Raw genomic sequence first — 26,711 nt, forward strand, 5'->3', positions numbered from 1 at the left:
ATGCCTAGCCTTTTGGCATGACCGCTGTTACCGCCGCCACTGATCAACCGACGCTGGCGCCCAGCATCCCCCGCCAGTTGTTCGTCGACTCCCGGTACGTGCTGCTCGGCTTCCCCCTGGCGCTGGCCAGCTTCGTCGTCCTCGTCGTCGGCACCGCGGTCGGCATCGGTCTGGTGGTGACGGTGATCGGCCTGCCGATCCTCAGCGGCACCCTGTACGCCGCACGTGGGCTCGCCGACATCGAACGGCTGCGGCTGCCCGCGGTGCTCCGGCAGCCCCGGATCCGGCCGCACTACCGCCTTCCCGAGGCGGGAGCGAACGCCTGGCGGCGGATCTTCGTACCGATCCGGGACGCCCAGTCCTGGCTCGACCTGGCACACGGCATCCTGCGGCTGATCGCGGCGGCGGGCACCTTCGTGGTGACCGCCGTCTGGTGGGCCGGCGCGATCGCCGGCTCGCTCTACTGGGCGTACGACTGGGCGCTGCCCCGGGCCGACGGTGACGGTGACACCGATCTGCCGCAACTGCTCGGTCTGGGCGACTCGACCACCGCCCGGATCGGGCTGCACACCGCTATCGGGGTGTTCTTCCTGATCACGCTGCCGATCGTGGTCCGGGGCAGCGCGCTGCTCCAGGCCAGCTTCGCCAAGGCCATGCTGACCGGGGTGGCCGAGATGCGCGACCGGATCACCGTGCTGGAGGAGCAGAAGCGGGCCGCCGTGTCCGCCGAGGCGTCCGCGCTGCGCCGGCTGGAACGCGACATCCACGACGGCCCTCAGCAGCGCCTGGTCCGGCTGGCGATGGACCTCAGCCGGGCGCGGATGCAGCTCGCCTCCGACCCGGAGGCCGCCGGCCGCACCATCGATGAGGCGGTCACCCAGACCCGGGACACCCTCGCCGAGCTGCGGGCGCTGTCCCGGGGCATCGCCCCGCCGATCCTGGCCGACCGTGGTCTGCCCAGCGCCCTGGCCGCGCTCGCCGGCCGCGGGCTGATCCCCATCGAGCTGGAGGTGGACCCGCAGCTCGGCACGGCGGGTGGGCGGCTCGACCCGGCGGTGGAGAACACCGCGTACTTCGTGGTGGCCGAGGCGCTTACCAACATCGCCAAGCACAGCCGGGCCACCGAGGCCATGGTCGCGGTGACCCGGCAGGACACCCAACTCCAGGTGCGGGTGGGTGACGACGGGCAGGGCGGTGCCCACCTGGCCAAGGGGCACGGGCTCGCTGGTATCGCCGACCGGGTGCGGGCGGCCGGCGGCGAGCTGGCCGTGATCAGCCCGACCGGGGGGCCCACCGAGATCCGCGCACAGCTGCCGCTGTGAGCGAACGCCCAGCCCCGCACGGCAGGTCCGACATGGTAGACAGCACAACCATGCGCATTGTGATCGCCGACGACGCCGTCCTCCTCCGGGAAGGGCTGGTGCGGCTGCTGACCGAGAGCGGGCATCAGGTGGTGGCCGCCGTCGGGGATGGCGAGGCGCTTGTCAAGGCGGTGGTGGAGCACCGGCCGGACGTGTCGATAGTCGACGTCCGGATGCCGCCGACGCACACCGACGAGGGGCTGCGGGCGGCGGTGGAGGCCCGTCGGCTGGTGCCGCGTACGCCGATCCTGGTGCTCTCCCAGTACGTCGAGGTGTCGTACGCCGACGATCTGTTGGACACCACCGGCGGGCCCGGCGGCGGGATCGGCTACCTGCTCAAGGACCGGGTGGCCGCGATCGACGAGTTCCTGGACGCGCTGCGCCGGGTGGCTGCCGGCGGCACGGTGCTCGACCCGGAGGTGGTCGGCCAACTCTTCGCCCGACGGCGCCGGGACGACCCGCTGCGCGAGCTGACCCCGCGCGAGCGTGAGGTGCTCTCCCTGATGGCCGAGGGGCGTTCGAACACGGCAATCGCCCGTGCCCTGGTGGTCAGCGACGGCGCTGTGGAGAAGCACGTGCGCAACATCTTCACCAAGCTCACCCTCCCCCCGGACACCGAGCAGCACCGGCGGGTGCTTGCAGTCCTCACCTACCTGCGGAACTGACCTTCCCGGCAGCCAGGGCCACCGCGTCGGTGAGGGTGTCGGCGACCGGGTGGCCGGAGGCGCGCAGCCGCGCCGGGTCGGTGAAGCCGCCGGTGTAGAGCACCGCCCGGCCGCCGACCTCCAGCGCCGCGTCCGCGTCGTCGATGGAGTCGCCGATCAGCACCACCGATGCGCCGTCGACGCCCAGCTCGGTCAGGTGCCGCTGGAGCGACTCGGCCTTGCGGTCGCCGCCGATCGTGGCCCGCAGCCCGTCCACGCGGGTGAAGTGGCCGGCCAGCCCATAGGTGTGCACCGTGGGCACCAACTCGTCGTGGAACCACATGGACAGCAGGCTCTGGCTGCCCTCCCAGGTGGCCATCGCGGTCTGCGCGTCGGCGGCCAGCTCGCAGGTGGTCAGACCGTTGCGGTACGCGTCGTGGAAGATCCGGTCCAGCCGGCCGAACGCCTCGTCGTCGACGGCCTTGCCGAGCACCTCGGCGTAGTAGTCGGCGATCGGGCGGCGGAACCGTGTCCGGTGCTCCTCGGGGGTGACCGTCGGCCCGCCCACGCTGGCGAACGCGACGTTTGTGGCGGCCACCACCAGGCTGAGGTCGTTGAGCAGGGTGCCGTTCCAGTCCCACACGAGGTGGGGGTGCGCAGGGCTCATCCGAGCACCATAGGCACCGATCAGAGCTGGGGGGTGGTCAGGTCCCGCAGCAGTCGGTCCTCCTCGACCCGCCAGTAGCCGTGCTCCTTGCCGTCGAGCATCACCACCGGCAGCCGGTCCCCGTACTCCCGTTCCAGGTCCTGGTTGTCACTCACGTCCCACTCGACCCACTTGTCCCCGGTGACCGCCACCACCCGGTCGAGTGCCGCCTTGGCGTCGTCGCACAGGTGGCAGCCGGGCCGGGTGATCAGGGCGAGCCGGGCGTCACTGGCCATCGGTAACCTCCGTGCGGGTGTCGGCGGATGCGGGCGGGCCGGCCGGTGTCGCCGACCGGAGTTGGGTCTTGCGTACCTTGCCGATCGCCGAGTGCGGCAGGGCATCGACGAACTCGACGGCGGTGGGGCACTTGAACCGGGCCAGGTTCCGTGCGCAGTGGGCGAGCAACTCCTCGCTTGTCACCGGTCGCCCCTGTGCCGGCACCACGTACGCCCGCACAGTCTCGCCGGTTCGCGGGTGCGGCACACCCAGTACCGCCGACTCGGCCACCCCGGGGTGCCCGGTGAGCACCAATTCGACCTCGTGCGGATAAACGTTGAACCCGTTGACGAGGATGAGCTCGCCGAGCCGGTCGACAAGGAAGAGGTCGCCGTCTTCGTCGGCGTACGCGATGTCGCCGGTGCTCCACCAACCGTCGGCGTCCGGGCCGCCCCGACCGTCCGGCCAGTAGCCGGCGAAGAGGTTGGCGCCGCGCACGACGATCTGCCCCGGGTCGGTGCCCGGCGCGACGTCGGAGATGTCCAGCTCATCCGGGTCGTCGTCGGGGACGGCCTGCCCGTCGCGCCACAGGTCCACCCCGTCCGGGTCGACCAGGCGCAGCCGCACGCCGGGCAGCGGCCGGCCGATCGAGCCGGCCTTGGCCAGCCCGCCCACCACTGTCGAGGTGAGCACCGGCGCGGTCTCGGTGAGGCCGTACCCGATGTGCACCTGTCGGCCGGTGGCCTCGGCGAAGCGCGCCGCGACCGCGGGCTCCAGCGGCGCCGCGCCGCACACCGCCACCCGCACCGACGCGGTCGCCGCGCGGACCCCCGGCGCGTCGGCCCAGGTCAGGAACATCGACGGTACGCCCACCAGCACGCTGACCCGGTGTCGCGCGATCTCGTCAAGCCCCGCCTCGGGCCCCGGCTCGTCGATCAGCACACCTGTCGCGCCATGGTGGACGACCGCGCCGAGCCCCGCGTTGAGCCCGTACGCGTGGAACAGCGGCAGGGCCAGCAGCACGGTGTCCGTGGGGCCGACGACGGGCGGGTCGATCCGGTCGACCTGTTCGTGGTTGGCCACCAGCGCGCCGTGGGAGAGCATCGCTCCCTTCGGGTGGCCCTCGGTGCCGGAGGTGTAGAGCAGTACGGCCAGGTCGTCGCCGCCTCGGTGTGGGCGCGGCGGCGGCTCGGTCGCGTCGGCGGTGGGCGGCGTGCCGTACACGGCGGTGAGCGCGGGTAGGTCGGTGGCCACCTCGGCGACCAGGCGCCGGACCCGGTCGGTGCCGATAAGCACCGACGCCCCGGAGTCGGCCAGCACGTGGCGCAACTCTGGTGCGGTGAAGCCGGGGTTGACCGGGACGGCGACCAGCTCGGCCCGCAGCGCACCGAGCCAGCCGATCACGAAGTCGGGGGTGTTGGGCAGCGCGATCGCGACGCGGGGCGGTGTGTCCCCCGGGCCGGTGTGTGGCGCGACGGCGGCCAGGCCGTGCGCGGCGGCGGTCACGGCGGCGTCCAGTTCGGACCAGCTGATGCTGCGGTCCCGCCAGTGCAGCGCGGGCCGGTCACCGTGGTCGTGGGCCGCCCGACGGAGCCGGTCGGCGAGGTTCGGCGCGGAGTCTGCGGCTGCGTCCTGCACGGTGGTCGAGTCTGGCACAGCGGACGGTGTCCGGCCACGCCCGACAGTCGGGGTGCGCGTCGGTCGCGAGTGCCGCTCAGGTCCCGCCAGCGGGACCAGCCACTGTGCCGTCGGCGATGCGATCAAGTCCCCCTGACGGGACGTACGACGATTCGCGACGAACGGCTCTGGACACGCCACCGGGACGGCCGGGCGCGGTGGGCCGAACGACCGGCCAATGTGCCCCGAGCAGGGAATCCATCCTGGAACACCGGCCCGACCGAAAGTCAAACGCACACGACGGACAACTGGTCCGCCATTGGTGCGACACAGGGGGAAATACTTCCGCCCTGTGTAACGGACTTGCCACGCGCGGGTGACGTTGGCCCTATTATCACTCGGGTCGGCTCACCCCATTTGCCGTGAGTCGACACCCCTCAGCCCGAGGAGGCCCCCGTGCCTGTGAGCGCATTGGACCAGCACCTCAAGGGGAACTGCCGCCTGTCGGCACACCCCGGATCCGTCCTGCCCGACCGGTCGCCCGGTCGGTCCACACCGATGACCCGCAGACCGGCCCGTCCGGCGACCGACGGGACGGGGGCCGCCCGGTGACCGCCTTCGGTTACACGGAACGCCCGGTCGGTCTGACCGGTCAGACGACCCGCGCCCAGGTCAACGAACGTCCGGCGGCCCGCACGCCACCGGACGACCAGCACAGCTCCGCCGTTCGGGGCGACAGCGCGGCCCAGCGGACCCGCAACCGCCCACACACGAACGAGCCGCCACCGAGACCGGCGGTTCCCGGCGGCAACGCGATGCCTACCGGCGGCCGGGTCGTCGCGCCGGCCCGCCCGACCATGCCGGCCCAGGGCCGCCGCGTCGGTGACACACCGGCTGTGACAAGCGATCCGGCGGCGGGTGAGACCGCTGTGATCCCGGCCGTCCAGGCCACCGCTCCGGCCCCGCCGACCACCCCGACCGGCTTTCCCAGCCGACCGGACCCGTCCGACCCGGCCACCGAGGTCTGGACACTCATCGAGCGGGCCCAGGCCGGTGAGTCCGAGGCGTTCGGCCTCATCTACGACCGGTACGTGGACACCGTGTTCCGGTTCGTCTACTTCCGGGTCGGCAACCGCCAACTCGCCGAGGACCTCACCTCGGACACCTTCCTGCGCGCTCTCCGGCGGATCGGCAGCTTCACCTGGCAGGGCCGCGACCTCGGTGCCTGGCTGGTGACCATCGCACGCAACCTTGTCGCGGACCACTTCAAGTCCGGCCGTTACCGCCTCGAGGTCACCACCGGCGACGTGCTCGACGCCGACCGGGAGGACCGGGGGCCGGAGGGCAGCCCGGAAGCGGCGGTGGTGGAGCACATCACTAACGTCGCGCTGCTCACCGCCGTCAAGCAGCTCAACCCGGAGCAGCAGGAGTGCATCGTGCTCCGCTTCCTCCAGGGCTTCTCGGTCGCCGAGACGGCGCGTGCCATGGGCAAGAACGAGGGCGCCATCAAGGCACTCCAGTACCGGGCCGTACGGGCGCTGGCCCGGCTCCTGCCGGACGGCTTCCAGCCGTAGCGGTTCGGTGGGCGGCCGGAGCTCTGATCTGCGTTTGCGCAGCTCAGAGCCGGTTTCGCGTGGTGACGGCCATCACTTTCGGTGATTTCCGCTCCGCCCGGCCCGTAACCCGTGCCCGGTCCGCCGCGTTTCTCCGGGTGCGACCGGTGGTTGTCCCGGCAGGCCCGGGTCACCGAGGTCCGACCGGCACGCCGGGCGGCACCTCACCTCCGTGGTGTCACACTGCCGCCCGGTCGCTGGCAACGACGGCGGCCGACCGGCCGTGACCAGCGAGAGGAGGTGCCAGCGGTGGACAACATCCTCTTCTCCCGCCGGCGCGCCGAGCGCTTCGCGCAGCTTCTCGACGAGGCCAACGGCGGCCGGCGGCACCACGTACGGTCCCGGGTGGACGGCCAACTGGCACCGCTCGTCGCGGTGGGCCAGCGGCTCAGCGTCGATCCGCCCACGACCGAGGTGGACCCCGACTTCCGCACCGGCCTGCGAGCGATGCTGCTCGCCACCGCCGAGCGCGAGGCGATGGCCACCACCTCGGCGGCTGCCGAGCCGGCCACCAAGCGCCCCGCCGCCACGACCCGCGGGTCGCTGCTGCCGGCGGTCACCGCCCGGCGGGCCCGCGCCCGGGGCGCGATCCTGGTCGGCATCGCCGCCGGTGCCGTCGCCGTCTCCGGGATCTCCGCCGCGAGCGAGAACGCCGTGCCCGGCGACGCGCTCTATGGCATGAAACGGTCGACCGAGCGAGCCCAGCTGGCCCTGGCCAGCTCGGACATCAGCCGGGGCCAGCTCTTCCTGGACTTCGCCCGGACCAGGCTCGGCGAGGCCGCCGAGCTGCGTGGCGACCCGATCGGCTACAGCGCCGTCCTCGACGACATGGACGCCGACACCCGGCAGGGCATCCGCCTGCTCACCACCGCCGCCGTGCAGCGCGCCGAGCCGAGCAGCCTGGACACCGTGAACGCCTTCGTCGCCAGCCAGCGCCGCGCGGTGAGCAACCTGCTCGACGGTGCCACCCGGGCCGACCGTGTCCGGACCCGGCGGTCGTTGGAGCTGCTGGACAGCATTCGGGAGCGCTCCGACACGCTGCGCGCCGCGATCGCCTGCGGCCTGCCGGCGCCGACCGGCAGCGACACACTCGGGCCCGCGCCGACCGCCTGCCCCGGCGCTCGCTGACCCGCCGGAGCCTCCCCTACCGCACGTCCGATCGACCACGCCACAGTTCCCTGTGTGCGTGGTCGATCATCCGTGCCCGCCGGATACCCTCGCTTGAGGCATCCGTTGCACCTGGTCAGGAGGGGAAGTCGCGTGGCGCGCAGCCGCAAGGTGACTGTCAGCACCGACGCCCAGGGTCACACCGCGGGGTGGGCAGAGACCGAGCTGGCGCCGGTGACCCCACCCGATCCGGACCCGACCGCCGCCGCCTTCTTCGACGTCGACAACACGATGATGCAGGGCGCGTCGATCTACTGGTTCGCTCGTGGGCTCGCCGCCCGCGACTACTTCACCACCGCCGACCTGGCGCGCTTCGCCTGGCAGCAACTCCGGTTCCGGGTGCTCGCGCGGGAGCACGCCGGTGACATGTCCCAGGCCAAGGACGCCGCGCTGGCCTTCGTCGAGGGGTGGCGGGTCGACGACGTCGAACGGCTGTCGGAGGAGATCTTCGACGAGCTGATGGCCCCCCGGATCTGGACCGGCACCTACCAGCTCGCCCAGCGCCACCTGGACGCCGGTCAGCGCGTCTGGCTGGTCAGCGCCGCCCCTGTGGAGATCGGCCGGGTGATCGCCACCCGACTCGGCCTGACCGGTGCGATCGGCACGGTGGCCGAGGTGCGGGACGGCGCGTACACCGGGCGGTTGGTGGGCGACCTCATGCACGGGCCGGCGAAGGCCGAGGCGGTCACCCAGCTCGCCGCCGTTGAGGGCTTGGACCTGACGCGCTGCGCGGCCTACAGCGACTCCGCGAACGACCTGCCCCTGCTCTCCGCTGTGGGCCGGGCGGTGGCGGTCAACCCGGACGCCACACTGCTGCGGCAGGCCCGGCAGCACGGCTGGGAGGTGCGGGACTTCCGCACCGGCCGCCGAGCCGTCAAGATCGCTGTGCCGTCGACGGCGGCAGCCGGCCTGGTCGCCGGCGCGGTGACCGCCGGCCTGGCGCTCCAGCGTCGGCGCCGCGACAGCTGACGCCGCGCCTCAGGGGCCGAACGGGTCCGGTCGCCGCTCCAACAGCGAGTGCAGCGTCTGCTGGATGGTCTCCCGCACCTGGTCGGCGAGGTTGAAGACCACAAGCGGGTCGTCCGCCGAGTCGGTCAGGTGCGCGGTGGGGATCGGTGGGCAGAACTCGATAAGCCACTTGCTGGGCAGCGGCACCATGCCCAGCGGCCCGAGCCACGGGAAGGTAGGCGTGACCGGGAAGTAGGGCAGCTTCAGCAGCCGCGCGAGGGGCTTGATGTCGGCGAGCATCGGATAGATCTCCTCGCCGCCGACGATGGCGACCGGCACGATCGGGGTGCCGGTGCGCAGCGCCGCCGAGACGAACCCGCCCCTGCCGAACCGTTGCAGCTTGTAGCGGTCGGCATAGAGCTTGCCGATGCCCTTGAACCCCTCGGGGAACACGCCGACCAGGTCGCCGTTGCCGAGCAGCCGCTCGGCGTCCGGGTTGCAGGCCACCGTGCCGCCGGTCTTGCGGGCGATCTCGGAGACCACGGGCATCCGGAAGACCAGGTCGGCGCCGAGCAGACGCAGGTAGCGGTGCGCGGGGTGCTTGTCGTGCAGCGCCGCCGAGAGGATCAGCGCGTCAAGCGCCACGGTGCCCGAGTGGTTGCCGACCACCAGGGCCGGCCCGTCGACGGGCACGTGCTCCACGCCGCTGACCTCGGTGCGGAACCAGTCCCGGTAGAGTAGCCGCAGCAGCGGGTGGAAGACCGCGTCGGTCAGCTCGGGGTCGAAGCCGAACTCGTCGACCTCGTACTCCCCGGACAGCCGTCGGCGCAGGAACGCCAGGCCGCCCGCGACCCGGCGGTCCCACGGGTCGCCCGGCCGGTCCGGCACTGCCGGGCCGGCGCCCGGTGCGCCACCGGCGGTCGTGCCGCTCGCGACCACTGGTTCGTCGGTGGCCGCGGTGTCGACCTCGTCGGCCGGCGTCGAGGTCGGCGCGAGTTGGGCCGCAGGTCGGTGCCCGTTGCGCCGCGCCGGCTCCACGTCCGACACGGACCCCTGCGGTACGTCGAAACGCCCTTCGCCCGCAGGCTCGCGCCCCTTCGCTGGCCCGGTCACGACGACCGCTCCCGCACCGCGGCACGGACCTGCCGAATGCCCTCCAGGACGAGCTGCTCGGCGGCGGCCAACTGGCTCCGACTGAGCACCACCCCGCCGTGGTGGGCGCGGATGAAGTCGTCGAACGCGGCGGCGGTGGATCGGGGCGTGAAGCCGTACTCCTGCTCAAGCCGGGTGGTGTCGACGACCCGGCCGTGCACGAAGAGATCGACCTGGTCCAGGCCGTAGCGGCCGAAGCCCATGTTGCGGGCCAGCGCGGCGGCGCTGGAGAGGCCCGGCTCCAGCACCGGCACGGCCACCCGACCGGCCCGCCGGATCGCCTGGGACAGCGACAGCACACCCGGGCCGGCGACGTTGTAGGTGCCCGGATGGTCTTCCACGATCGACCGGTGCAGCACCTCCAACGCGTCGTCGAAGTGCAGGAACTGCAACCGGGGGTCGCGGCCGAAGACGGTGGGGACCAGCGGCTGCGAGAAGTAGCGGGTCAACGTCGTGTCGGCTGTCGAGCCGATGAACGGGGCGAAGCGCAGCACCGTGGCCGTCACGTCGGAGCGGCGGCGCCGGAAGCCCCGGACGTACCCCTCGACGTCGAGGATGTCGCGGCCGAAACCGCCACGCGGCACCTCGCGCGGCTCGGTCTCCTCGGTGAAGACGGCCGGATCCCGGAACGACACCCCGTACGCGGCGGTCGACGACCGGACCACGAGCTTGCGCAGCCGGGGCGCGCGCTGGCAGGCGGCGAGCAGCTGCATGGTGCCTATGACGTTCTGGTCCTTCATGGCCGATCGGCCGCCGTGCTGCGGGTCCGGGGAGCTGACAAGCGCGAGGTGCACCACCGCGTCGACGTCCAGGTCGGCGAGGAGCCCGCCGAGTGAGCCGGGGTCGACACGAACCCGCTCGACCCGGTCCAGCAGGTCGGCGAACTCGGCGCCGGGCTCCGGCACGTCCACGCCGATGACCCGCTCGATACGCGGGTCGGCCGCCAGTCGCGCCGCCACGTGGGCACCCAGGTATCGGCTGACCCCGGTGACGACGACGACCCCCGGAGCACCTGGGGTGCTACCGGGGGTCATCTGACGCACCTACGCCGGCAGGAGGGATCGAGCCGGGACGACCACGGCCTGATCACCTGAGCCTCCGGATGTCGACAGTTAGGCAAGAGACGCCGAACGCCGGGCCGTGAGCCCGGCGGCGATCACTTGCCGAGACGGCGACGCTGGACGCGGGTCTTGCGCAGCAGCTTGCGGTGCTTCTTCTTAGCCATGCGCTTACGGCGCTTCTTGACCACCGAGCCCATACGACAGCCTTTCGATACAACGTGCGGGGCGGACCGGATGACACCACGCGTGTGGCGACGGCGACCGCATGCGGACAACGGACCGGACCAGTCTGGGCGGCGGGGCGCGCCGGTGGGGTCTCGGTCGGGCTCCAGGGTAGCGGGAGAGCGTCAGCAGGACCAACGCGCCCCCGTCGACACGGCTTTCCGTGCGCCGTCACCGGCCGAGCGGTGGCTCAGGCGGTTTCCTGAAACGCACCCCGGAGATATTCGTGCACGGCGTGCTCGGGCACCCGGAAGGACCGACCGACCCGGACGGCGGTGAGCTCACCGCTGTGCACCAGGCGATAGACAGTCATCTTCGACACCCGCATGACCGTCGCCACCTCTGCGACGGTCAGGAACTTGACCTCCGACAGCCGTCCGTCGGACTGTGACCCGGCCATGGCTCACCGACCCATCCCATGCCCGGCGCGTGCCAACCCGACGGATGCTCCGGGCCGGGCGGCGACGCGCGTGTTACCAGTACGGTAGCGGGGCCGCTGTGACCGGCGCGATCCCTTCTTGCAACTGATCATGCTTGGATCGCTTGTTCACCCGGTCGGCGCTCCCACTATCGCCCCGGCCGCGTCCGTCGTCCTGATGATCGACACTAAATCCCTGATGTCGGGGTTTCCCGGTGCGGCGAACGACTGTTTCACCGAGTGGATCAGTCCGTTGGCCGGCGTGCGCGTCGCCGCTGTGTCGCGCGGCGTGCGCGTCGCCGCCGTGTCGTGCAGCGGGCGCGGAAGGCGCCCGGTGGCTCCGGCGGCGCCACCAGAGCCACCGGACGGGTGCCCCGGGCCGCTTCCGGACACGGACCGGGGCTCCGCGCTGGGAGCGGGGACCAGTGTCGCAGGTCGACCGTGATCAACGGACAGCGGTCGATCATGAAGTGCGGCGTGGTCGCCGGCGACCACGCTTCCGCACGGTCACGGCCGCACACGAGCGTCAGGCGGCGGCGGCCCGCACGTACGCCACGCACTCGTCGTGCAACGTCGACCACCGCTCGCCGAACACCTCCTCGGCAGCGACGTCGAGGGCCTTGCGCTCGTGCACCACCGCCTTGAAGAAGGCGAGCACCTGGTCCGGCCCGAACCTGTCGACGAGATGCCGGACGGCAAGATAGCCGATGCCGTAGCTGCCACCGACCCGTTCGGCCTCGGCGTCGTCAGCGGGGGTGATCCCCTCCAACCGGCCGTCCCAACTGCCCCGGACCAGCTTGCGCACCTCGGCGAGCCCCTCGTACCGCTCGACCGGTTGGCCTCCGGCCCCGGCGATCTCGGCCAGGCCTTCGACAAGCCACCAGGTCGTCTTGCCCGGATAGCCGCGCTCGGGCAGCGACGCCGCGTGGGTCAACTCGTGCCGGAGCAGGTCGTCGGTGCCGCTGCTGGGCAGACCTTCGGCACTGAGCACCACCTCGTGGTGACCACCACCGACGGTCACCGCGTACCCGCCAGTCCACTGTGGTCGGCCGCCGCCATACCAGCGCTGCCACTCGGTGCGGCCGGCGTAGAAGATGCGGTAGCGGTCCGGCGGCGAGCCCGCCACGACGTACCCGTCGGCGACCCTGGCCGCCGCCTCGGCCTGGGCCAGCAGGCCGGGCAGCTTGCCGCGCAGCGCCGGTGTGGTGGCCACGATGGTCCGCGCGCCGATCGCCACGGCCAGCTCGCTGATCTCCCACGGTCGGGTGCCGGTCTCGGCCGACTTGGACTCCTCCATGGCTGCCAGGCGGGGCTGGTCGCCGTTCTCCCGCCAGCGGGTGCCGATCAACACAGGGCTCGGCCGGCAGTCCGGGGCCACGAAGCAGTACTGGAAGCGCACCAGCAGCCGCCACTCCCCCGGACGGCCGACGATCGGTGCGGGCAGGCCGCTCGGCTCGGCCCGCCAGACGGTGACCTTGAGTGCGCGCAGAGCGGCGAAGCGGCGGCGCAGGTCGGTGTGCGTGGCCGGGTCGGCGATGGCGAGGTAGGCACTCTGGTCCCCGCCGAGCAACGCCGTGGACTGCCGCTGAAGCTGCGCGGTGATCCGGTCGGACAGCCCACGGGCGACGACGGTCGCCGGGTCGTCGGTCGCCGAGGCGCCGGCCCGGCTGACGGTGGCCTGGTCGCCGGATTCCCGCACCACCCCGACGATCAGCAGCGCGGGCAGCCCACAGCCCAGCAGCAGGACGACCACCACGAGCACAGTCCACAGCGGCCAGAGCCGCCGCGACGATGGCTGATGCACCCCGTCAGTCACCCGGCGAAGGTTACGACCATTCGGCGGATCGAACGAACCGCTACCAACCCCGACCCAACCCGTGGACCACAGACCCCCGCCCCGCAGCCCCGCTCCTAGCCGCCGGTGCACACCGCCAGGAAGCCCAACAGCTCCTCGGCGGTGCGCTGCGGCCGGTCGGCGTGCGGGTAGTGACCGGACTCCTCGATCATCCGAGCCTCGGCGATGCGGAAGAATCGGCGGGCGGCTCGCGCCTCAGCGCCCGGGTCACGGAAGTCCGGGTCCTTGGCGCCCATCAGCACAAGCACCGGCTGCCGGACCGCCGGGGCCAGGGCGGTCCAGTGCGGCTCGGCCGGCGCGACCACACCGCGCGCCGCGGCCATCCGGCCGGGCTCGCGCAGGTTGGTCACCACCGACCGGCGGTACGCCGTGTCGTCGGCGGGACGGTGCACCGGGAAGAGCGTCCTGTGGAACATCCCGAACAGGCGAGGGCTGCGCAGCACGGCGGCCCGCGCCACACGGGCCAGCGGCCTTGGTCGCGACCTGTTGACGAAGGCGCCGATCTGCACGATGCCGGCGACCAGGTCGGGCGCGGCCGTCGCGGCGAAGACCACAGCCGCCGCGCTTGACGAGCTGCCGACAAGCACGGCCGGCCCGGCGTCGAGGTCACGGACCACTGCCAGCAGGTCGGCGCCCACCTCCACCGGGGCGTACGTGGGCCAGCCGACGCTTGACTCTCCGTGCCCCCGGACGTCGACCGAGGCCACCCGGTGCCCGGCGGCCACCAGCAGGGGCACGAGGTGCCGGAAACTCGCCCTGGTCTCGCCCATGCCGTGCGCGAGGACGACGAGCGGCCCTTCCCCCCGCACCTCGTAGGCGATGTGTCCGCCGTCGCGCCGCACCCGGCTAGTCGTCACAGCCATCCAGCTAACCCCATCACCCAGCGACTGTGGCCCAGAGACACGTTCGGGCCGACAGGACCCGCAGGGGTCACCGTCGGCCCGCCCGGGCGTCCGGGTTACTTCTTGGAGATCAGGGCACGGCCGAAGAAGACCAGGTTGGACGGGCGCTCGGCGAGCCGGCGCATCAGGTAGCCGTACCACTGGTCGCCGTACGGGACGTACGTGCGCACGGTGTAGCCCTCGCCTGCCAACCGGGCCTGCTCCTCCGGGCGGATGCCGTAGAGCATCTGGAACTCGAAGCGCCCCGCCCCCCTGTCGAACCAGCGGGCTCGGTCCTCGCCGATCGCGATCATCCGGGGGTCGTGGGTCGCGAGCATCGGGTAGCCGTCGCCGGACATCAGGATGTTCATGCAGCGGACGTAGGACTTGTCGACCTCGCGAGCCGACTGGTACGCCACCGACTCCGGCTCCTTGTACGCGCCCTTGCACAGCCGCACCCGCGACCCCGCCGAGGACAACTCCCGGCAGTCCGACTCGGTGCGACGCAGGTACGCCTGGAGCACCGCGCCTGTCGACGGGAAGTCCTTGCGCAGCTTGGCCAGCACCTCCAACGTCGAGTCGGTGGTGGTGTGGTCCTCCATGTCCAGGGTGACAGTGGTGCCCGCCGCGTCGGCCGCCGCGCAGATCGCCCGCGCGTTGTCGTACGCCAACTGCTCGTCGAACATCTGGCCGAGGGCGGAGAGCTTCACGCTCACCTCGGCTGCCGGGGTGAGCCCCGCCCCGGTGAGCATCCCCAGCAGCTTGAGGTATTCGTCCCGGGTGGCGATGGCCTGCTCTGGAGTGACGGTGTCCTCGCCGAGGTGGTCGAGGGTGACAGCCAGGCCGTCGTCGATGAGCCCGCGGGTCGCGCGCAACGCGTCGTCGGTGGCGGCGCCAGCGACGAACCGGCGAACGACGTCCCGGGTGTACGGGGCGGTCGCGACCAGCCGCTCGACCTGGGACGACCGGGAGGCGGCGAGGATGACGGAACGGAGCATGAGCCGAGCGTATCGCCCCTGCCAGCGGCCTCGCCGGGCGGCGGCAGGAGCGCTCCCGCCGAGAGCCGGGAAGGACCTTTTCTGCCAGGTTGGGCTTGTTTCGCACCCGGGGGTGGGGCGACACCACTGGCACCGATCAGCTACAACGATGCCGTGGACCAACACCCCCGCCGCCGACTCCGGTCGGCCTCCGTGCAGCTCGGCGCCCTCACCGCCCTGGCGCTCGCCCTCTCCGGCTGCAACATGACCTCGGACGACGACGATGACGACTGCGCCCTCGGGCCGGTCGGCGGCGGCGACACGGTTGCGCTGGCGATGCGGATCCCCCAGGCTGCCGCCGGTCGGTCGGTACCGGAGCCGACGACAGCAGCCGTGCCCGAACGCGGCGGCTTCGGCACCCACCTCGCCGCCTGCGGGGGCTGACGTGCGCCGGGTCTCCGTCACCCCTCGGCCCGACTGGGACGCCACCATCCGGGAGCAGGGGCTGGTCTACGTCGACACCGAACTCCCCGACGGCGAGATCATGTCGTACTGGGACGAGACCGCCGCGTACGCCTTCGACCTGGACGAGGTGCTGCGCCTGGAGGAGGCCACCGAGGAGTTGCACCGGATGTCGGTGGCCGCCGCCGAGCACGTGGTGACGCAGCGCCGGTACGCCGAGTTCGGCATCCCGCAGTGGGCGGCCGAGGCGGTGGCCCGGTCACTGCGCGAGGCGCCACCCACCCTCTACGGTCGCTTCGACCTGGCGTACGACGGCACCTGGCCCCCGAAGATGCTGGAGTACAACGCGGACACCCCCACCGCGCTTGTCGAGGCGAGCATCATCCAGTGGTACTGGCTGGAGCAGACCCGCCCGGAGCTTGACCAGTGGAACAGCCTGCACGAACGGCTGGTCGGTGCCTGGGCGAAGATCGGCGCCGGGCTGCACGACCCCCGGGTGCACGTGCTCTGGTCGAACGAGGAGGAGTCCGGCGAGGACCACATGACCGCCGGCTACCTCGCCGAGACCGCCCGGCAGGCCGGCCTGAGCGTCGAGTTGCAGCCCATTCAGAAGATCGGCTGGGACGGTCGGCGCTTCGTCGACGCCGCGAACCGCCCGGTGACCACCTGTTTCAAGCTCTACCCGTGGGAGTGGATGCTCGCCGAGCCGTACGGGCCGCTGGCACTCGCACCGGGCACACCTACCACCTGGATCGAGCCGGCCTGGAAGCTGCTGCTGTCCAACAAGGCCCTGCTCGCGGTCCTCTGGGAGCTGTACCCGGGCCACGAATACCTGCTCCCGGCATACCTCGACTCGCCGCGCGGCATGCCTGAGTACGTGGCGAAACCGCTGCTCGGCCGCGAGGGCGGCTCGGTACGCATCGTGACGGCCGATGAGGAGATCACCAACCCGGGGATCTACGGCGACGAGGGCTGGTGCTATCAGGAGTTCCGAGCGTTACCGCAGTTCGCCGGCAATCGGATGGTGCTTGGCAGCTGGATCGTCGACGGCGAGTCGGCCGGTGTCGGGGTGCGGGAAAGCGCAAGCCTGATCACCGACGGTTACGCGCGGTTCCTGCCCCACTACATCGACGCGCCGCGTACTGCGTGAGTCGTCTACCGTTGGGGGCGTGAACTTCGACGCGTACGCCCGGACCGGTGTTGACCTGGTCAACGCCCGCCTGGACGACCTCGACGACCTGCGAGCCCTCTTCCCCGACGAAAACGCCTGGATGCGCGACGAGGTCGCGGAGCGCGACGTCACCATCTTCCGGCGGGCGCAGAAGCGGCTCCGCGACGTCTTCGAGTACGGCACCTCGGGGCGCGATGCCCAGGCCGTCACGGAGCTGAACGCGCTGCTTGAGGCGTTCCCGGTGCAGCCCCGCATCTCCGGCCACGACTCCAGCGACTGGCACATGCACGTGACCAGCCGGGGCGCTTCGGTAAGCGCGGAATACCTGGCCGGCGCGGTCTGGGGGCTGTCGGTGTGGCTCTGCGAATACGGCAGCGCCCGGTTCGGCGTCTGCGCCGACGAGCGGTGCGGCAACGTCTATCTGGACACGTCGTCCAACTGCTGCCGGCGGTTCTGCTCCGAGCGCTGCGCCACCCGCTCGCACGTGGCGGCGCACCGGGCTCGGAAGCGGGCCGCGATCGGCGAGCAGGTGACGGTCGCGCCGCAGCCGACCGCGCCGGCCGACTCGCTGACGCCGATCAGCTAGCCACCGGCACCCGGCCTGCGCCGGCGCTCAGGCGTCGACCGGGGACGGCGTGCTCAGGTGCTGGCGGGCGAACTCCAGCGCGGCGCGCAGATCGGCCTCGCGCACCGCGCGGCTCTTCGCGCCCCGCGTCGCCACCTCCACCGCCACCGAGCCGGTGAAGCCGCGCCCGGCCAGGGACGAGAGCAGCTCCCCGCAGGGCTGGGTGCCACGCCCGGGCACCAGGTGCTCGTCGCGGCCCTCGCCGGTGCCGTCGCCGAGGTGCACGTGCGCCAGCCCGGCGCCCATCCGGTCGGCCATCGCGAGCGGGTCGCTGTGCGAGGCCGCGCAGTGCGACAGATCCAGGGTGTACGAGGCGTAGCCGGCCTCGGTGGGATCCCAGCCCGGCACGTACGGAACGAACTGACGGCCAGCCATCCGCACCGGGTACATGTTCTCCACCGCGAGGTACAGCCCGCTGAACTGGTCCGCGACAGTGGCCAGCCCGTCGACGAAACCGCGCGCGTAGTCGCGTTGCCAGGTGAAGGGCGGGTGCACCACGACTGTCGGCGCCTCCAACGTCTCGGCCAACTCGGCCGCTCGGCGCAGTCGCTCCCACGGGTCCGGGCTCCACACCCGCTGGGTGACCAGCAGGCAGGGCGCGTGCACCGACAGCACCGGCACGCCGTAGTGCTCGGAGAGGCCGCGCAGCGCACCGGCGTCCTGGCTCACCACGTCGGTCCAGACCATCACCTCGACGCCGTCGTAGCCGAGCGCCGCGGCCAGTTGGAACGCCGCTGCGGTCGGCTCGGGAAAGACCGACGAGCTGGACAGAAGCACGGGAACGCCGGAAGTCACATCAGCCAGGGTAGCCCGGCTGTCACGGGACCATCGGGACGAGCACCGGCAAAACGCCCGTAAGCGGACGCTGCCCTCACATCGGTGTGAGTTGATCGAGCCGGCGGAGGATGACCCCCTCGCGCAGGGCCCACGGGCAGATGTCCAGCGAGTCCAGGTCCAGCTTGCGCATCACCGCCTCGGCGACCACCGCGCCGGCCAACAACTGATGAGCCCGACCCGCGCTGACGCCCTCCAACTCCGCCAACTGGGCCGGCGGAATGTGCCGGATGAAGCCGATGACCTGCCGCAGCCCGGCGCGGGTCAGGCTGCGCCGCGCCCAGAGCCCGGCCGACGAGGGCGCCGCACCGGCGAGTCGGGCCAGGGTGCGGAACGTCTTCGAGGTGGCCGCCGTCCGCTCCCAGCCCACCTGGGTCATCTGGTCGACCATCTTGTCCAGCCGGCCGTCCACGTACTCCCGCAGCTTGTCGACGGCCTCGGCGGACGGCGGCGCCGCGCTGCCCGGGTCGACCCGCAGCCGCTCCCGGGTCAACCGGCCGGCTCCGAGCGGCAGCGAGACCGCGACGTCCGGGTCCTCGTCGATCCCGGCGGCGATCTCCAGCGAGCCGCCGCCGATGTCGAGCACCAGCAGGCGCCCGGCCGACCAGCCGAACCAGCGCCGCACCGCCAGGAAGGTCATCCGTGCCTCGTCAGCGCCGGGAAGCACCTCCAGGCGTACGCCTGTCTCGTCGCGGACCCGGGCCAGGACGTCGGCGGCGTTTGTGGCGTCGCGGACCGCGGATGTGGCGAACGCGATCAGGTCGTCGGCCTCCAATCCGGTGGCCGCCGCCCTGGCCATGCCGACCGCCTTGACCAGGCCGTCCGCGCCCGCCTCGGTGAGCGCGCCGTCCGGGCCGATCTGCTCGGCGAGGCGGAGCACGACCTTCTCCGAGTGCGCCGGCCAGGGGTGCGCGCCGTGGTGCGCGTCGACCACCAGCAGGTGCACGGTGTTGGATCCGACGTCGAGGACACCCAGTCGCATGGTGAAGACACTAGGTGCAACGTGTTTGCGCGCCTCGGCGGCCCATCAGGGACACCGGGCGTACGCTGGGCCGAGTGACGATGGAGCTCCGCGTGCTTGTGGACGATCCGGGCGACCCGCGCAGCCGCGAGGTGCCACTGGACTTTCCCCGGGAGTGGATCGAGTTCGCCGATCCGGCGGACGACAACCACCTGATCCGCGCCGATCTGACCTGGCTGCTCTCCCGCTGGACCTGCATCTTCGGCCGGGGCTGCCACGGCATCATCGCCGGCCGGTCCGCCGACGGCTGCTGCTCGCACGGGGCGTTCTTCACCGACTCAGACGACGAGAAGCGCGTCCGCAGCGCCGTCAAGCGGCTCACCCCGTCGACCTGGCAGCATTTCCGGCGCGGGTTCAAGAACTGGACCGACGAGGACACGATCGACGGCAAGAACCCGGCGCGTCGCACCGCCACCCAGGGCACGGACGGCCCGTGCGTCTTCCTCAACGACGCCGACTTTCCCGGCGGCGGTGGCTGCGCCCTGCACGGTCAGGCGCTGCGCGACGGGGTGCACCCGTTGGAATACAAGCCGGACGTCTGCTGGCAACTGCCGATCCGGCGGGACCAGGACTGGGTCAAGCGACCGGACAACACCAAGGTGCTGGTCTCCACGCTGTCCGAGTTCGACAGGCGAGGCTGGGGTGCCGGTGGGCACGACCTGGACTGGTGGTGCACCTCCTCGACGGACGCGCACGTCGGCACCGAGCCGATGTACCTGTCTTACGGGCCCGAGTTGACAGCGCTCATCGGCGCGGCGGCGTACGAGCGGCTGGCCGAGCTGTGCGCGGCCCGGGTGAAGCAGGGCATGATCGCCCCGCACCCCGCCGACCAGTCCTGAGCGACGCCATTGATCTTGGTAGCGGCACGCTGTCGTCGTCACCGCCATCGACGACTACCTGGCACGGCGGAACGCCAAGGAGTTCGGTGACCTCGCCGACGAGATCATCGAACGCCACGCCACCCTGCTCGCCCGCCTGGCGGAGTGATGTGATGTCGGAGGTTAGTTACCCGACGCGCAGGGGCTGCGCCGGCACCGCGCGAGGGCGGCTGGCGAGCAGCTGGAGATATGGGTCGTGAGCCTTTGGAGCTGAATCGCTGACGACATCAACGGCTGATTCATTTGCGACATCAGCTCCAAAGGCACCCGCATGCGCGCTCCCGTCCCCCGCCGGTCGCACGCGAACAGGCAAGACCCCGTTCGGGTCACGGCTCGAACTTGTAGCCCAGCCCTCGGACGGTGACGATGAAGCGCGGCGCGGACGGCTCCGGCTCGATCTTGGAGCGCAGCCGCTTGACGTGCACGTCGAGCGTCTTGGTGTCACCGACGTAGTCGGCACCCCAGACCCGGTCGATGAGCTGGCCCCGGGTCAGCACCCGACCCGCGTTGCGCAGCAGCAGCTCCAGCAGCTCGAACTCCTTGAGCGGCAGCTGCACGGTGCCGCCCTCAACGGTGACCACGTGCCGCTCGATGTCCATCCGCACCGGGCCGGCGGCAAGCGTCGGGGCTCCCGAGTCGGCCACCTCCGGGCTCTGCCGTCGCAGCACCGCGCGGATCCGGGCGACCAGCTCCCGGGGCGAGTAGGGCTTGGTGACGTAGTCGTCGGCACCGATCTCCAGGCCGACCACCTTGTCGATCTCGCTGTCCCTCGCAGTGACCATGATGATCGGCACCGCCGAGCGCTGCCGGAGCTGCCGGCACACCTCGGTCCCGGACATCTCGGGCAACATCAGGTCGAGCAGCACGATGTCCGCGCCGGTCCGGTCGAACTCGGTGAGGGCGTCGGTGCCGGTCGCGGCGACCGAAACCTCAAAGCCCTCCTTGCGGAGCATGTACGACAGGGCGTCGGAGAACGACTCCTCGTCCTCGACCACCAGAACGCGGCTCAACGGGGGGTTTCCTTTCATTGCTGTCAGACCTGCCGTAGCTCGGCCGGACCGGCCTCGATCCCAGCCGGCGGCAGTGTCGCCAGCAGGTCGTCAGGTGGACTTGCGGGCAGCCGGAGGGTGAACGTCGATCCACCCCCAAGAGTGCTCGACACCTCCACCCGACCGCCATGGTTGCTCGCGATGTGTTTCACGATCGCCAGACCGAGCCCGGTGCCGCCGGTGGCACGCGAGCGGGCCTGGTCGGCCCGGTAGAACCGCTCGAAGACCCGGTCCACGTCGGTGGGGGCGATGCCGATGCCCTGGTCGGCGACCGCGATCTCGACGTGCTCGTCGCCGCTGCGGAGGGTCACCCGCACAACGGTGTCCTCGCCCGAGTAGTTGATGGCGTTCTCCACCAGGTTCGCCACTGCCGTGGCGAGCTGGGAGTCGCTGCCGTAGGCGGTGAGACCGCGCTCGCCGTCCACAGTTACCTCGACGCCGCGGGCGGCGGCAGTGGTGCGGGTCCGGTCGACCACCTCGGCGATCACCCAGTCGAGCGCGACCGGCTCCGGAGGCGGCTGCGGCTCGGCGCCCTGCAGTCGGGTCAGCTCCAACAACTCCTGCACCAGCCGGCCCAGCCGGGTCGACTCGTGCTGGATCCGTTCGGCGAACCGGCGGGCGGCGACCAGGTCCTCGGAGAGGTCGGGCGCTGCGGCGTCGGCCGGTTCGGTGGCGTCCAGCAGCGCCTCGGCGAGCAGTTGGAGCGCCCCGATGGGGGTCTTCAACTCGTGGCTCACGTTGGCCACGAAGTCACGGCGTACCCGGGTCAGCCGGTGTGATTCGGTCACGTCGACAGCTTCCACGGCGATGAAGCCGTTGCCGATGCCCATGGCCCGCAGGTGCACACCGAGCGGGTTCTCCCCCGCGCTGTCGCGGCCTCGGGGCAGGTCCAGCTCGATCTCGCGCCGCACGCCCGTGCGCCGCACCTGGCCGGCGAGGGTACGGATCAGCGGGTGAGCGGCGATCGAACCCGGGGTGCTGCCGGCACGCAGCAGACCCATGGCACGGGCGGCCGGGTTGATCAGCACGGGCACGTCGTCGTCGTCCAGGACCACGACACCGGCGCGGAGCGAATCGATCGTCCGTCGCCCGAGCCCGGCCTGCTGCTCGTCGGTTATCGCGGGCCTCCCCATGCTTGAGCGGGAGCTCACGCTCCCCGCCGACGTGGACCGCGCGTCACGCGCCCGCCGGATCCGGGGCAGCAGGAGGCCGGCGGCCAGTCCGGCCACCAACACCACCGCCACCACGACCGCCACTGCCCACTCCACCCGGCGATCGTAGGGTCATTGTTAACCTGGCTACCACACAGAACGGGACGAACCACCCTCACTTCCGAAACTGTTCACCCCCACGTCTGGCGTCGTTCACCGTGGTTCATCCGGGATCCGCCCAGGCCCCCTACCGTTGGCGTCGCACCTGCTCAGCCTTCTGCGCCGGCACCCGTCGGCGGCGACCGACCACAGGACGTGATGATGCGCGACGAGTTCCGGGCCGACCTCCAGATCGTCAGCCAACTGCTCGTGGACATGGCGGAGGGTGTCCGTGCCGCCATGCGCCAGGCCACCCGGGCCCTGCTCACCGCCGACCGGCAGGCCGCCGAGACGGTCATCGAGCGGGACGCCGAGATCGACGACCTCTACCGGCACGTCGAGGAGCGGGTGTGTGACCTGCTCGCCCGGCAGGCGCCGGTCGCCTCCGACCTACGTGCCATGATCACCGCACTGCACGTGGCGGCCGACCTGGAACGGATGGGCGACCTCGCCGACCACGTGGCGAAGACGGCACTGCGCCGGCACCCCTCGCCCGCCGTACCTGCCGAGCTGCGGACGATCTTCACCGAGATGGCCGACATCGCGGACCGGATGGCGGTGAAGATCGGTTCGGTGCTGGCCAAGCCCGACGTCGACCTCGCCGGCGAACTGGACCGCGACGACGACGCCATGGACGAGCTGCACAAGACCCTGTTCTCGGTGCTGCTCGGCGACGACTGGCCGTACGGCGTGGAGACGGCGATCGACGCCACCCTGCTGGGTCGCTTCTACGAGCGCTTCGCCGACCACGCGGTAAACGCGGGCGAGCACGTGATCTACCTGATCACCGGCCAAAGCACCCCCACCACCACCTGACATACAAGGAAGGGCCCCTTGTTATCGCTTTTCGCATAACAAGGGGCCCTTCCTCACTTCTCAGCGGCCCTGGTTGGCGACCGCCGCGGCGGCTTCCTTCGCTGCCGTGGGGTCGAGGTAGGTGCCGCCCAGGCTGAGCGGACGCAGCTGCGGGTCGAGGTCGTAACGCAGCGGGATGCCGGTCGGGATGTTGAGCTTGGCGATCGCCTCGTCGGAGATCTGGTCGAGGTGCTTGACCAGGGCGCGCAGCGAGTTGCCGTGCGCGGCCACAAGCACCGTCCGGCCGGCCAGGATGTCCGGCACGATCGAGTCGTACCAGTAGGGCAGCATCCGCTCGACGACGTCCTTGAGGCACTCGGTGCGCGGCATCAGCTCGGTCGGCAGCAGCGCGTACCTCGGGTCGCCAACCTGCGACCACTCGTCGTCGTCGGCGATCGGCGGCGGCGGGGTGTCGTACGACCGGCGCCAGAGCATGAACTGCTCCTCGCCGTACTCCTCAAGGGTCTGCTTCTTGTTCTTGCCCTGTAGGGCGCCGTAGTGCCGCTCGTTGAGCCGCCACGACCGGCGCACCGCGATCCACTGCCGGTCGGCGGCGTTAAGCGCCAGCTCGGCGGTGCGGATCGCCCGGCGCATCACGCTCGTGTGCACGACGTCCGGCAGCAGGCTGTGCTCGCGGAGCAGCTCGCCGCCACGCCTCGCCTCGCGCTCGCCCTTCTCGGTCAGGTCGACGTCGACCCAGCCGGTGAAGAGGTTCTTGGCGTTCCAGTCACTCTCGCCGTGCCGCAGCAGGACCAGCGTCCCGATGGTAGGCCCCTCGCTCGCAGTCATGCGGATCATCCTGCCTCAACCCGGCACGGGACACGCGGGCACCCGTCGTGACGACCGCCACGTGAAAAAGCAGGTGACCCGCCGATCGGGCCGCCATTAGGGTCGTAAGGCACAACAGTCACTTCGGTCATTACTTGCAAGCGGGGGCACGACGTGCGGACGATGCGGAGCTGGTTCCGGGATACCACCGGCGGACTCCCCACCACCTTCTGGTACCTGTGGGCCGGCACCCTGATCAACCGGCTCGGCTCGTTCGTCCTCGTCTTCCTCGCCATCTACCTGACCCAGGAGCGCGGGTTCTCCGCCTCCCAGGCCGGCCTGGTGCTCGGGTTGTGGGGCGTCGGCGGCGCGGTCGGCACCACCGCCGGTGGCACCCTCGCCGACCGGTGGGGTCGCCGGCCGACGCTGCTCACCGCACATGTCGGCGCGGCAGTCATGATGGTCGCCCTCGGGCTGGCCCGGGACCTCTGGGCGGTGGCGCTGGGTGCGCTGCTGCTCGGCATGTTCGCCGAGGCGGCCCGGCCCGCGTTCGGGGCCATGATGATCGACGTGGTGCCGGCGAAGGACCGGCTGCGCGCGTTCTCCCTCAACTACTGGGCGATCAACCTGGGCTTCGCCTGCGCCGCCATCCTGGCCGGCCTCGCCGCGCAGGCCGACTACCTGCTGCTGTTCGTCGTCGACGCGGGGACCATGCTGATCACCGCGCTGATCATCTTCGTCCGGGTGCCGGAGACCCGCCACGGCGGAGCGACGGTCGCGGCGGCCACGGCACCGCGCGGCGCCCTGCGCACGATCCTCACCGACCGGGTCTTCCTCGGTTTCGTGGCCCTGAACCTGTTCGCCGCGCTTGTCTTCCTCCAGCACATCTCGATGCTGCCGATCGCCATGGGTGAGTCCGGTCTGAGCCCGGCCACCTATGGCTCGGTGATCGCGCTCAACGGCGTCCTGATCGTGGTCGGCCAACTCTTCGTACCCCGGCTGATCCGGGGCCGCAGCCGCTCGCACGTGCTCGCGCTTGCCGCAGTGGTGATGGGTGTCGGGTTCGGGCTTACCGCGTTCGCCGGCACCGCCTGGTTCTACGGGCTGACCGTGCTGATCTGGACGGTGGGCGAGATGCTGAACTCGCCGTCCAACTCCACACTGATCGCTGAGTTGTCTCCGGCCGAGCTACGCGGCCGATACCAGGGCGTGTTCTCCCTGTCCTGGCAGATCGCCGGGGCCGGCGCACCGATCCTCGGTGGCCTGGTGCGTGAGCACGCCGGCAACGCCGCGCTCTGGTTCGGCTGTGCCGCGCTCGGCGTGCTGACCGCTGTGGCCCACCTGGTGTCCGGTCCGGCCCGGGAACGACGGGCCGACGCGTTGCGCCGCTCCGGCGCGACGCTGGCACCTGTCGGCGCCCGACCACCAGCGCCACAGCCTGTCGAGTCGGCAGCCTGAGCCCGACTGGCGCTGTGACGAACCGCCCATGATCAGGATTCCCACTAGCGCGACCCGGCCCGACTTCCTACCGTCCAGGGGAAACGGTTAGGAAACTAAACTGTCGGGAGGTCGGGTGCGAGCCCTGCGGCACTTGTGGCACGACACCGCGAGCGGGCTCCCCGCCACCTTCTGGTACCTCTGGGCCGGCCTGCTCATCAACCGGGCCGGCGCGTTCGCCATGCTCTTCCTCCCGCTCTATCTCACCGACGCACGGGGAGCCAGCGAGTCGCTGGCCGGCACGGTGGTCGGGGCGTACGGAGCCGGCGGCGCGGCCGGTGTGCTGCTCGGCGGGGTGCTGGCCGACCGCTGGGGCCGCCGCGCCACCCTGCTCGCCGCCCACCTGGCCACCGCCGCCCTGATGGTGGCGCTCGCGTTCAGCCGCCCCCTGCTGCTGATCGCGGTGCTCTCCGCACTTGTCGGCGTGGTGCACTCGATGCCCAGCCCGGCCTTTGTCGCGGCGATCGTCGACGTGGTGCCCGCAGAGCGCCGCTCCCGCGCGTTCAACCTCCAGTTCTGGGCGTTCAACCTGGGCATGGCGGTCGCCGCCCTGCTCGCCGGTGTCCTGGCCCAGGCGAGCTTCACCGCGCTGTTCCTTGTCGACGCGGGCGCCACACTGACCGCCGCCGCCGTCATCGGCCTGAAGGTTCCGGAGACGCTCCGGCGCACGGCCGACGGGCGTACGCCCACCCCGTCGACACCGATGGCGATCCGGCCCCGCCGGCCAGGCCTGCACACCGCGCTCACCGACCGGACCTTCCTGGTCTTCGTCGGGCTCACCTTCGTGCTGGCCGTCCTCACCATGCAGACGTCGACGATCATGCCGCTGGCGATGCGCGCGGACGGTCTGGGCCCCTCGGCGTACGGGGTGGTCGTGGCGCTCGGAGGCGCGATGATCGTGCTGGGGCAACTGTTCGTGCCCCGGCTGATCGACAGGCACCGAAAGCACGTCGTCCTAGCGGTCTCCACGGCTCTGCTCGCGGTCGGCTTCGGCGTGCTAGCCGTGGCCGACGGACTGGGCGTCTATCTGGGCGCCGCGGTGGTCTGGACGGTCGGCTCGATGCTCGCCGCCCCACCCAACGCGCAGATCAACGCGGATCTGGCACCGCCACAACTCCGCGCCCGGTACCAGTCGGTCTTCTACCTGACGTTCCCGGCGGCGGCGTTCGTCGCACCCACGCTGGGCGGGGTGAGCCTGCAACACCTCGGCGACCGCCACTGGCTGATCGTGGGCGGTCTGGGCCTGCTTGCCGCGCTCGGGCACCTCCTGGCCGGGCCACCCCGGGAGCGGCGCGTCGAAGCGCTGCGCCGGACCGCCGACCGGGAGCCGGCCATGGACCGGGTGCCGACCGCGTAACCCCCAAGGGGGGTTCGACACGCGCAAAGCGCCCACCATGTCCCGA

27 protein-coding genes and 1 pseudogene are annotated in these 26,711 nt (G+C 71.6%); 12 read left to right on the plus strand and 16 right to left on the minus strand.

Going from position 1 to position 26,711, the window contains the following annotated elements; all coding sequences use genetic code 11:
- Positions 1-17: 17 nt before the first annotated feature.
- Together ACFY2Q_RS11340 and ACFY2Q_RS11345 are read left to right on the plus strand one after the other, a co-directional pair.
- Positions 18-1,322, plus strand: a complete 1,305-nt coding sequence (locus ACFY2Q_RS11340) for a sensor histidine kinase (RefSeq protein WP_387129312.1) — start codon at positions 18-20, stop codon at positions 1,320-1,322.
- 50 nt (positions 1,323-1,372) lie between these two features.
- Positions 1,373-2,026: a response regulator gene (locus tag ACFY2Q_RS11345; RefSeq protein WP_387129313.1), complete on the plus strand. Its 654-nt coding sequence runs from the start codon at positions 1,373-1,375 to the stop codon at positions 2,024-2,026.
- Here the strand turns inward: ACFY2Q_RS11345 and ACFY2Q_RS11350 are convergent.
- From ACFY2Q_RS11350 to ACFY2Q_RS11360, 3 genes are read right to left on the minus strand one after another with little or no spacing between them, the layout of a single operon-like run.
- Entirely contained in the window at positions 2,007-2,672 is a 666-nt protein-coding gene (locus ACFY2Q_RS11350) for an HAD family hydrolase (protein ID WP_387129316.1), read from the minus strand. The two genes, ACFY2Q_RS11345 and ACFY2Q_RS11350, sit on opposite strands and share 20 nt — an antisense overlap.
- 20 nt (positions 2,673-2,692) lie before the next feature.
- On the minus strand, positions 2,693-2,947 hold the full coding sequence (locus ACFY2Q_RS11355) for a glutaredoxin family protein (RefSeq protein ID WP_387129318.1): 255 nt from the start codon (positions 2,945-2,947) through the stop codon (positions 2,693-2,695).
- A complete protein-coding gene (locus ACFY2Q_RS11360; protein ID WP_387129319.1) occupies positions 2,937-4,565 on the minus strand; it encodes an AMP-binding protein in 1,629 nt (542 codons plus the stop codon). Before ACFY2Q_RS11360 ends, ACFY2Q_RS11355 begins: the two co-directional genes overlap by 11 nt.
- Positions 4,566-5,152: 587 nt before the next feature.
- Here ACFY2Q_RS11360 and ACFY2Q_RS11365 point away from each other — a divergent pair.
- The 3 genes from ACFY2Q_RS11365 to ACFY2Q_RS11375 all read left to right on the plus strand — a co-directional run bounded on the left by ACFY2Q_RS11365 (position 5,153) and on the right by ACFY2Q_RS11375 (position 8,293).
- Positions 5,153-6,118, plus strand: a complete 966-nt coding sequence (locus ACFY2Q_RS11365) for an ECF subfamily RNA polymerase sigma factor, BldN family (RefSeq protein ID WP_387129321.1) — start codon at positions 5,153-5,155, stop codon at positions 6,116-6,118.
- Between the two features lie 279 nt (positions 6,119-6,397).
- Complete coding sequence (locus ACFY2Q_RS11370) at positions 6,398-7,285, plus strand: DUF5667 domain-containing protein (protein WP_387129323.1); 888 nt, start codon at positions 6,398-6,400, stop codon at positions 7,283-7,285.
- A gap of 132 nt (positions 7,286-7,417) precedes the next feature.
- Positions 7,418-8,293 (plus strand): HAD family hydrolase, encoded by an 876-nt coding sequence (locus ACFY2Q_RS11375; protein WP_387129324.1) that lies wholly within the window; start codon positions 7,418-7,420, stop codon positions 8,291-8,293.
- Positions 8,294-8,302: 9 nt separating this feature from the next.
- Here the strand turns inward: ACFY2Q_RS11375 and ACFY2Q_RS11380 are convergent, their stop codons facing one another.
- The 8 genes and pseudogenes from ACFY2Q_RS11380 to ACFY2Q_RS11415 all read right to left on the minus strand — a co-directional run bounded on the left by ACFY2Q_RS11380 (position 8,303) and on the right by ACFY2Q_RS11415 (position 14,859).
- On the minus strand, positions 8,303-9,211 hold the full coding sequence (locus ACFY2Q_RS11380) for a lysophospholipid acyltransferase family protein (protein ID WP_387129766.1): 909 nt from the start codon (positions 9,209-9,211) through the stop codon (positions 8,303-8,305).
- 170 nt (positions 9,212-9,381) lie between these two features.
- Entirely contained in the window at positions 9,382-10,458 is a 1,077-nt protein-coding gene (locus tag ACFY2Q_RS11385) for an NAD-dependent epimerase/dehydratase family protein (RefSeq protein ID WP_387129325.1), read from the minus strand.
- Between the two features lie 122 nt (positions 10,459-10,580).
- A complete protein-coding gene (locus ACFY2Q_RS11390; RefSeq protein WP_007465623.1) occupies positions 10,581-10,682 on the minus strand; it encodes a 30S ribosomal protein bS22 in 102 nt (33 codons plus the stop codon).
- 215 nt (positions 10,683-10,897) lie between these two features.
- A complete protein-coding gene (locus ACFY2Q_RS11395; protein ID WP_007465625.1) occupies positions 10,898-11,107 on the minus strand; it encodes a helix-turn-helix domain-containing protein in 210 nt (69 codons plus the stop codon).
- 345 nt (positions 11,108-11,452) lie between these two features.
- Positions 11,453-11,623, minus strand: a pseudogene (locus ACFY2Q_RS11400) (ABC transporter ATP-binding protein); the annotation flags it as partial.
- A 28-nt stretch (positions 11,624-11,651) separates the two neighbouring features.
- Complete coding sequence (locus ACFY2Q_RS11405; protein WP_387129327.1) at positions 11,652-12,941, minus strand: hypothetical protein; 1,290 nt, start codon at positions 12,939-12,941, stop codon at positions 11,652-11,654.
- 95 nt (positions 12,942-13,036) lie between these two features.
- Positions 13,037-13,843 (minus strand): alpha/beta fold hydrolase, encoded by an 807-nt coding sequence (locus ACFY2Q_RS11410; protein WP_387129328.1) that lies wholly within the window; start codon positions 13,841-13,843, stop codon positions 13,037-13,039.
- Positions 13,844-13,938: 95 nt separating this feature from the next.
- Positions 13,939-14,859: a proline dehydrogenase family protein gene (locus ACFY2Q_RS11415; protein WP_387129329.1), complete on the minus strand. Its 921-nt coding sequence runs from the start codon at positions 14,857-14,859 to the stop codon at positions 13,939-13,941.
- Between the two features lie 153 nt (positions 14,860-15,012).
- Here ACFY2Q_RS11415 and ACFY2Q_RS11420 point away from each other — a divergent pair, with 153 nt between their 5' ends.
- Genes ACFY2Q_RS11420 through ACFY2Q_RS11430 form a run of 3 tightly spaced genes read left to right on the plus strand, consistent with a single transcriptional unit; the run spans position 15,013 to position 17,057 of the window.
- Complete coding sequence (locus ACFY2Q_RS11420) at positions 15,013-15,282, plus strand: hypothetical protein (RefSeq protein ID WP_387129331.1); 270 nt, start codon at positions 15,013-15,015, stop codon at positions 15,280-15,282.
- Position 15,283: 1 nt separating this feature from the next.
- Positions 15,284-16,450, plus strand: coding sequence for a glutathionylspermidine synthase family protein (locus ACFY2Q_RS11425; protein ID WP_387129333.1), 1,167 nt, complete (start codon positions 15,284-15,286; stop codon positions 16,448-16,450).
- Positions 16,451-16,469: 19 nt separating this feature from the next.
- Positions 16,470-17,057: a CGNR zinc finger domain-containing protein gene (locus ACFY2Q_RS11430; protein WP_387129334.1), complete on the plus strand. Its 588-nt coding sequence runs from the start codon at positions 16,470-16,472 to the stop codon at positions 17,055-17,057.
- A 27-nt stretch (positions 17,058-17,084) separates the two neighbouring features.
- On the opposite strand, the gene ACFY2Q_RS11435 is transcribed toward ACFY2Q_RS11430, so the two are convergent.
- Entirely contained in the window at positions 17,085-17,891 is an 807-nt protein-coding gene (locus tag ACFY2Q_RS11435) for a sugar phosphate isomerase/epimerase family protein (RefSeq protein ID WP_387129335.1), read from the minus strand.
- Positions 17,892-17,967: 76 nt separating this feature from the next.
- On the minus strand, positions 17,968-18,912 hold the full coding sequence (locus ACFY2Q_RS11440; RefSeq protein WP_387129337.1) for a Ppx/GppA phosphatase family protein: 945 nt from the start codon (positions 18,910-18,912) through the stop codon (positions 17,968-17,970).
- 80 nt (positions 18,913-18,992) lie between these two features.
- On the opposite strand from ACFY2Q_RS11440, the gene ACFY2Q_RS11445 reads away from it, so the two are divergent.
- The gene (locus tag ACFY2Q_RS11445) at positions 18,993-19,790 is read left to right on the plus strand and encodes a hypothetical protein (RefSeq protein WP_387129767.1); all 798 of its coding nucleotides are present in this window, start codon (positions 18,993-18,995) and stop codon (positions 19,788-19,790) included.
- Positions 19,791-20,155: 365 nt separating this feature from the next.
- Here the strand turns inward: ACFY2Q_RS11445 and ACFY2Q_RS11450 are convergent, their stop codons facing one another.
- Both ACFY2Q_RS11450 and ACFY2Q_RS11455 read right to left on the minus strand, forming a co-directional pair.
- Positions 20,156-20,839: a response regulator gene (locus ACFY2Q_RS11450; protein ID WP_387129339.1), complete on the minus strand. Its 684-nt coding sequence runs from the start codon at positions 20,837-20,839 to the stop codon at positions 20,156-20,158.
- Positions 20,840-20,862: 23 nt separating this feature from the next.
- Complete coding sequence (locus ACFY2Q_RS11455; protein WP_387129340.1) at positions 20,863-22,146, minus strand: sensor histidine kinase; 1,284 nt, start codon at positions 22,144-22,146, stop codon at positions 20,863-20,865.
- A gap of 204 nt (positions 22,147-22,350) precedes the next feature.
- Here ACFY2Q_RS11455 and phoU point away from each other — a divergent pair, with 204 nt between their 5' ends.
- Complete coding sequence (gene phoU / locus ACFY2Q_RS11460; RefSeq protein WP_387129342.1) at positions 22,351-23,004, plus strand: phosphate signaling complex protein PhoU; 654 nt, start codon at positions 22,351-22,353, stop codon at positions 23,002-23,004.
- A gap of 60 nt (positions 23,005-23,064) precedes the next feature.
- On the opposite strand, the gene ACFY2Q_RS11465 is transcribed toward phoU, so the two are convergent.
- Entirely contained in the window at positions 23,065-23,832 is a 768-nt protein-coding gene (locus ACFY2Q_RS11465) for a phosphoglyceromutase (RefSeq protein ID WP_387129343.1), read from the minus strand.
- 153 nt (positions 23,833-23,985) lie between these two features.
- On the opposite strand from ACFY2Q_RS11465, the gene ACFY2Q_RS11470 reads away from it, so the two are divergent.
- Together ACFY2Q_RS11470 and ACFY2Q_RS11475 are read left to right on the plus strand one after the other, a co-directional pair.
- Complete coding sequence (locus ACFY2Q_RS11470; protein ID WP_387129345.1) at positions 23,986-25,269, plus strand: MDR family MFS transporter; 1,284 nt, start codon at positions 23,986-23,988, stop codon at positions 25,267-25,269.
- 115 nt (positions 25,270-25,384) lie between these two features.
- Positions 25,385-26,665: an MFS transporter gene (locus ACFY2Q_RS11475; RefSeq protein ID WP_387129347.1), complete on the plus strand. Its 1,281-nt coding sequence runs from the start codon at positions 25,385-25,387 to the stop codon at positions 26,663-26,665.
- The last annotated feature ends 46 nt before the right edge of the window (positions 26,666-26,711 follow it).

It is taken from the genome of Micromonospora sp. NPDC000316 (assembly GCF_042898885.1).
GTDB lineage: Bacteria > Actinomycetota > Actinomycetes > Mycobacteriales > Micromonosporaceae > Micromonospora.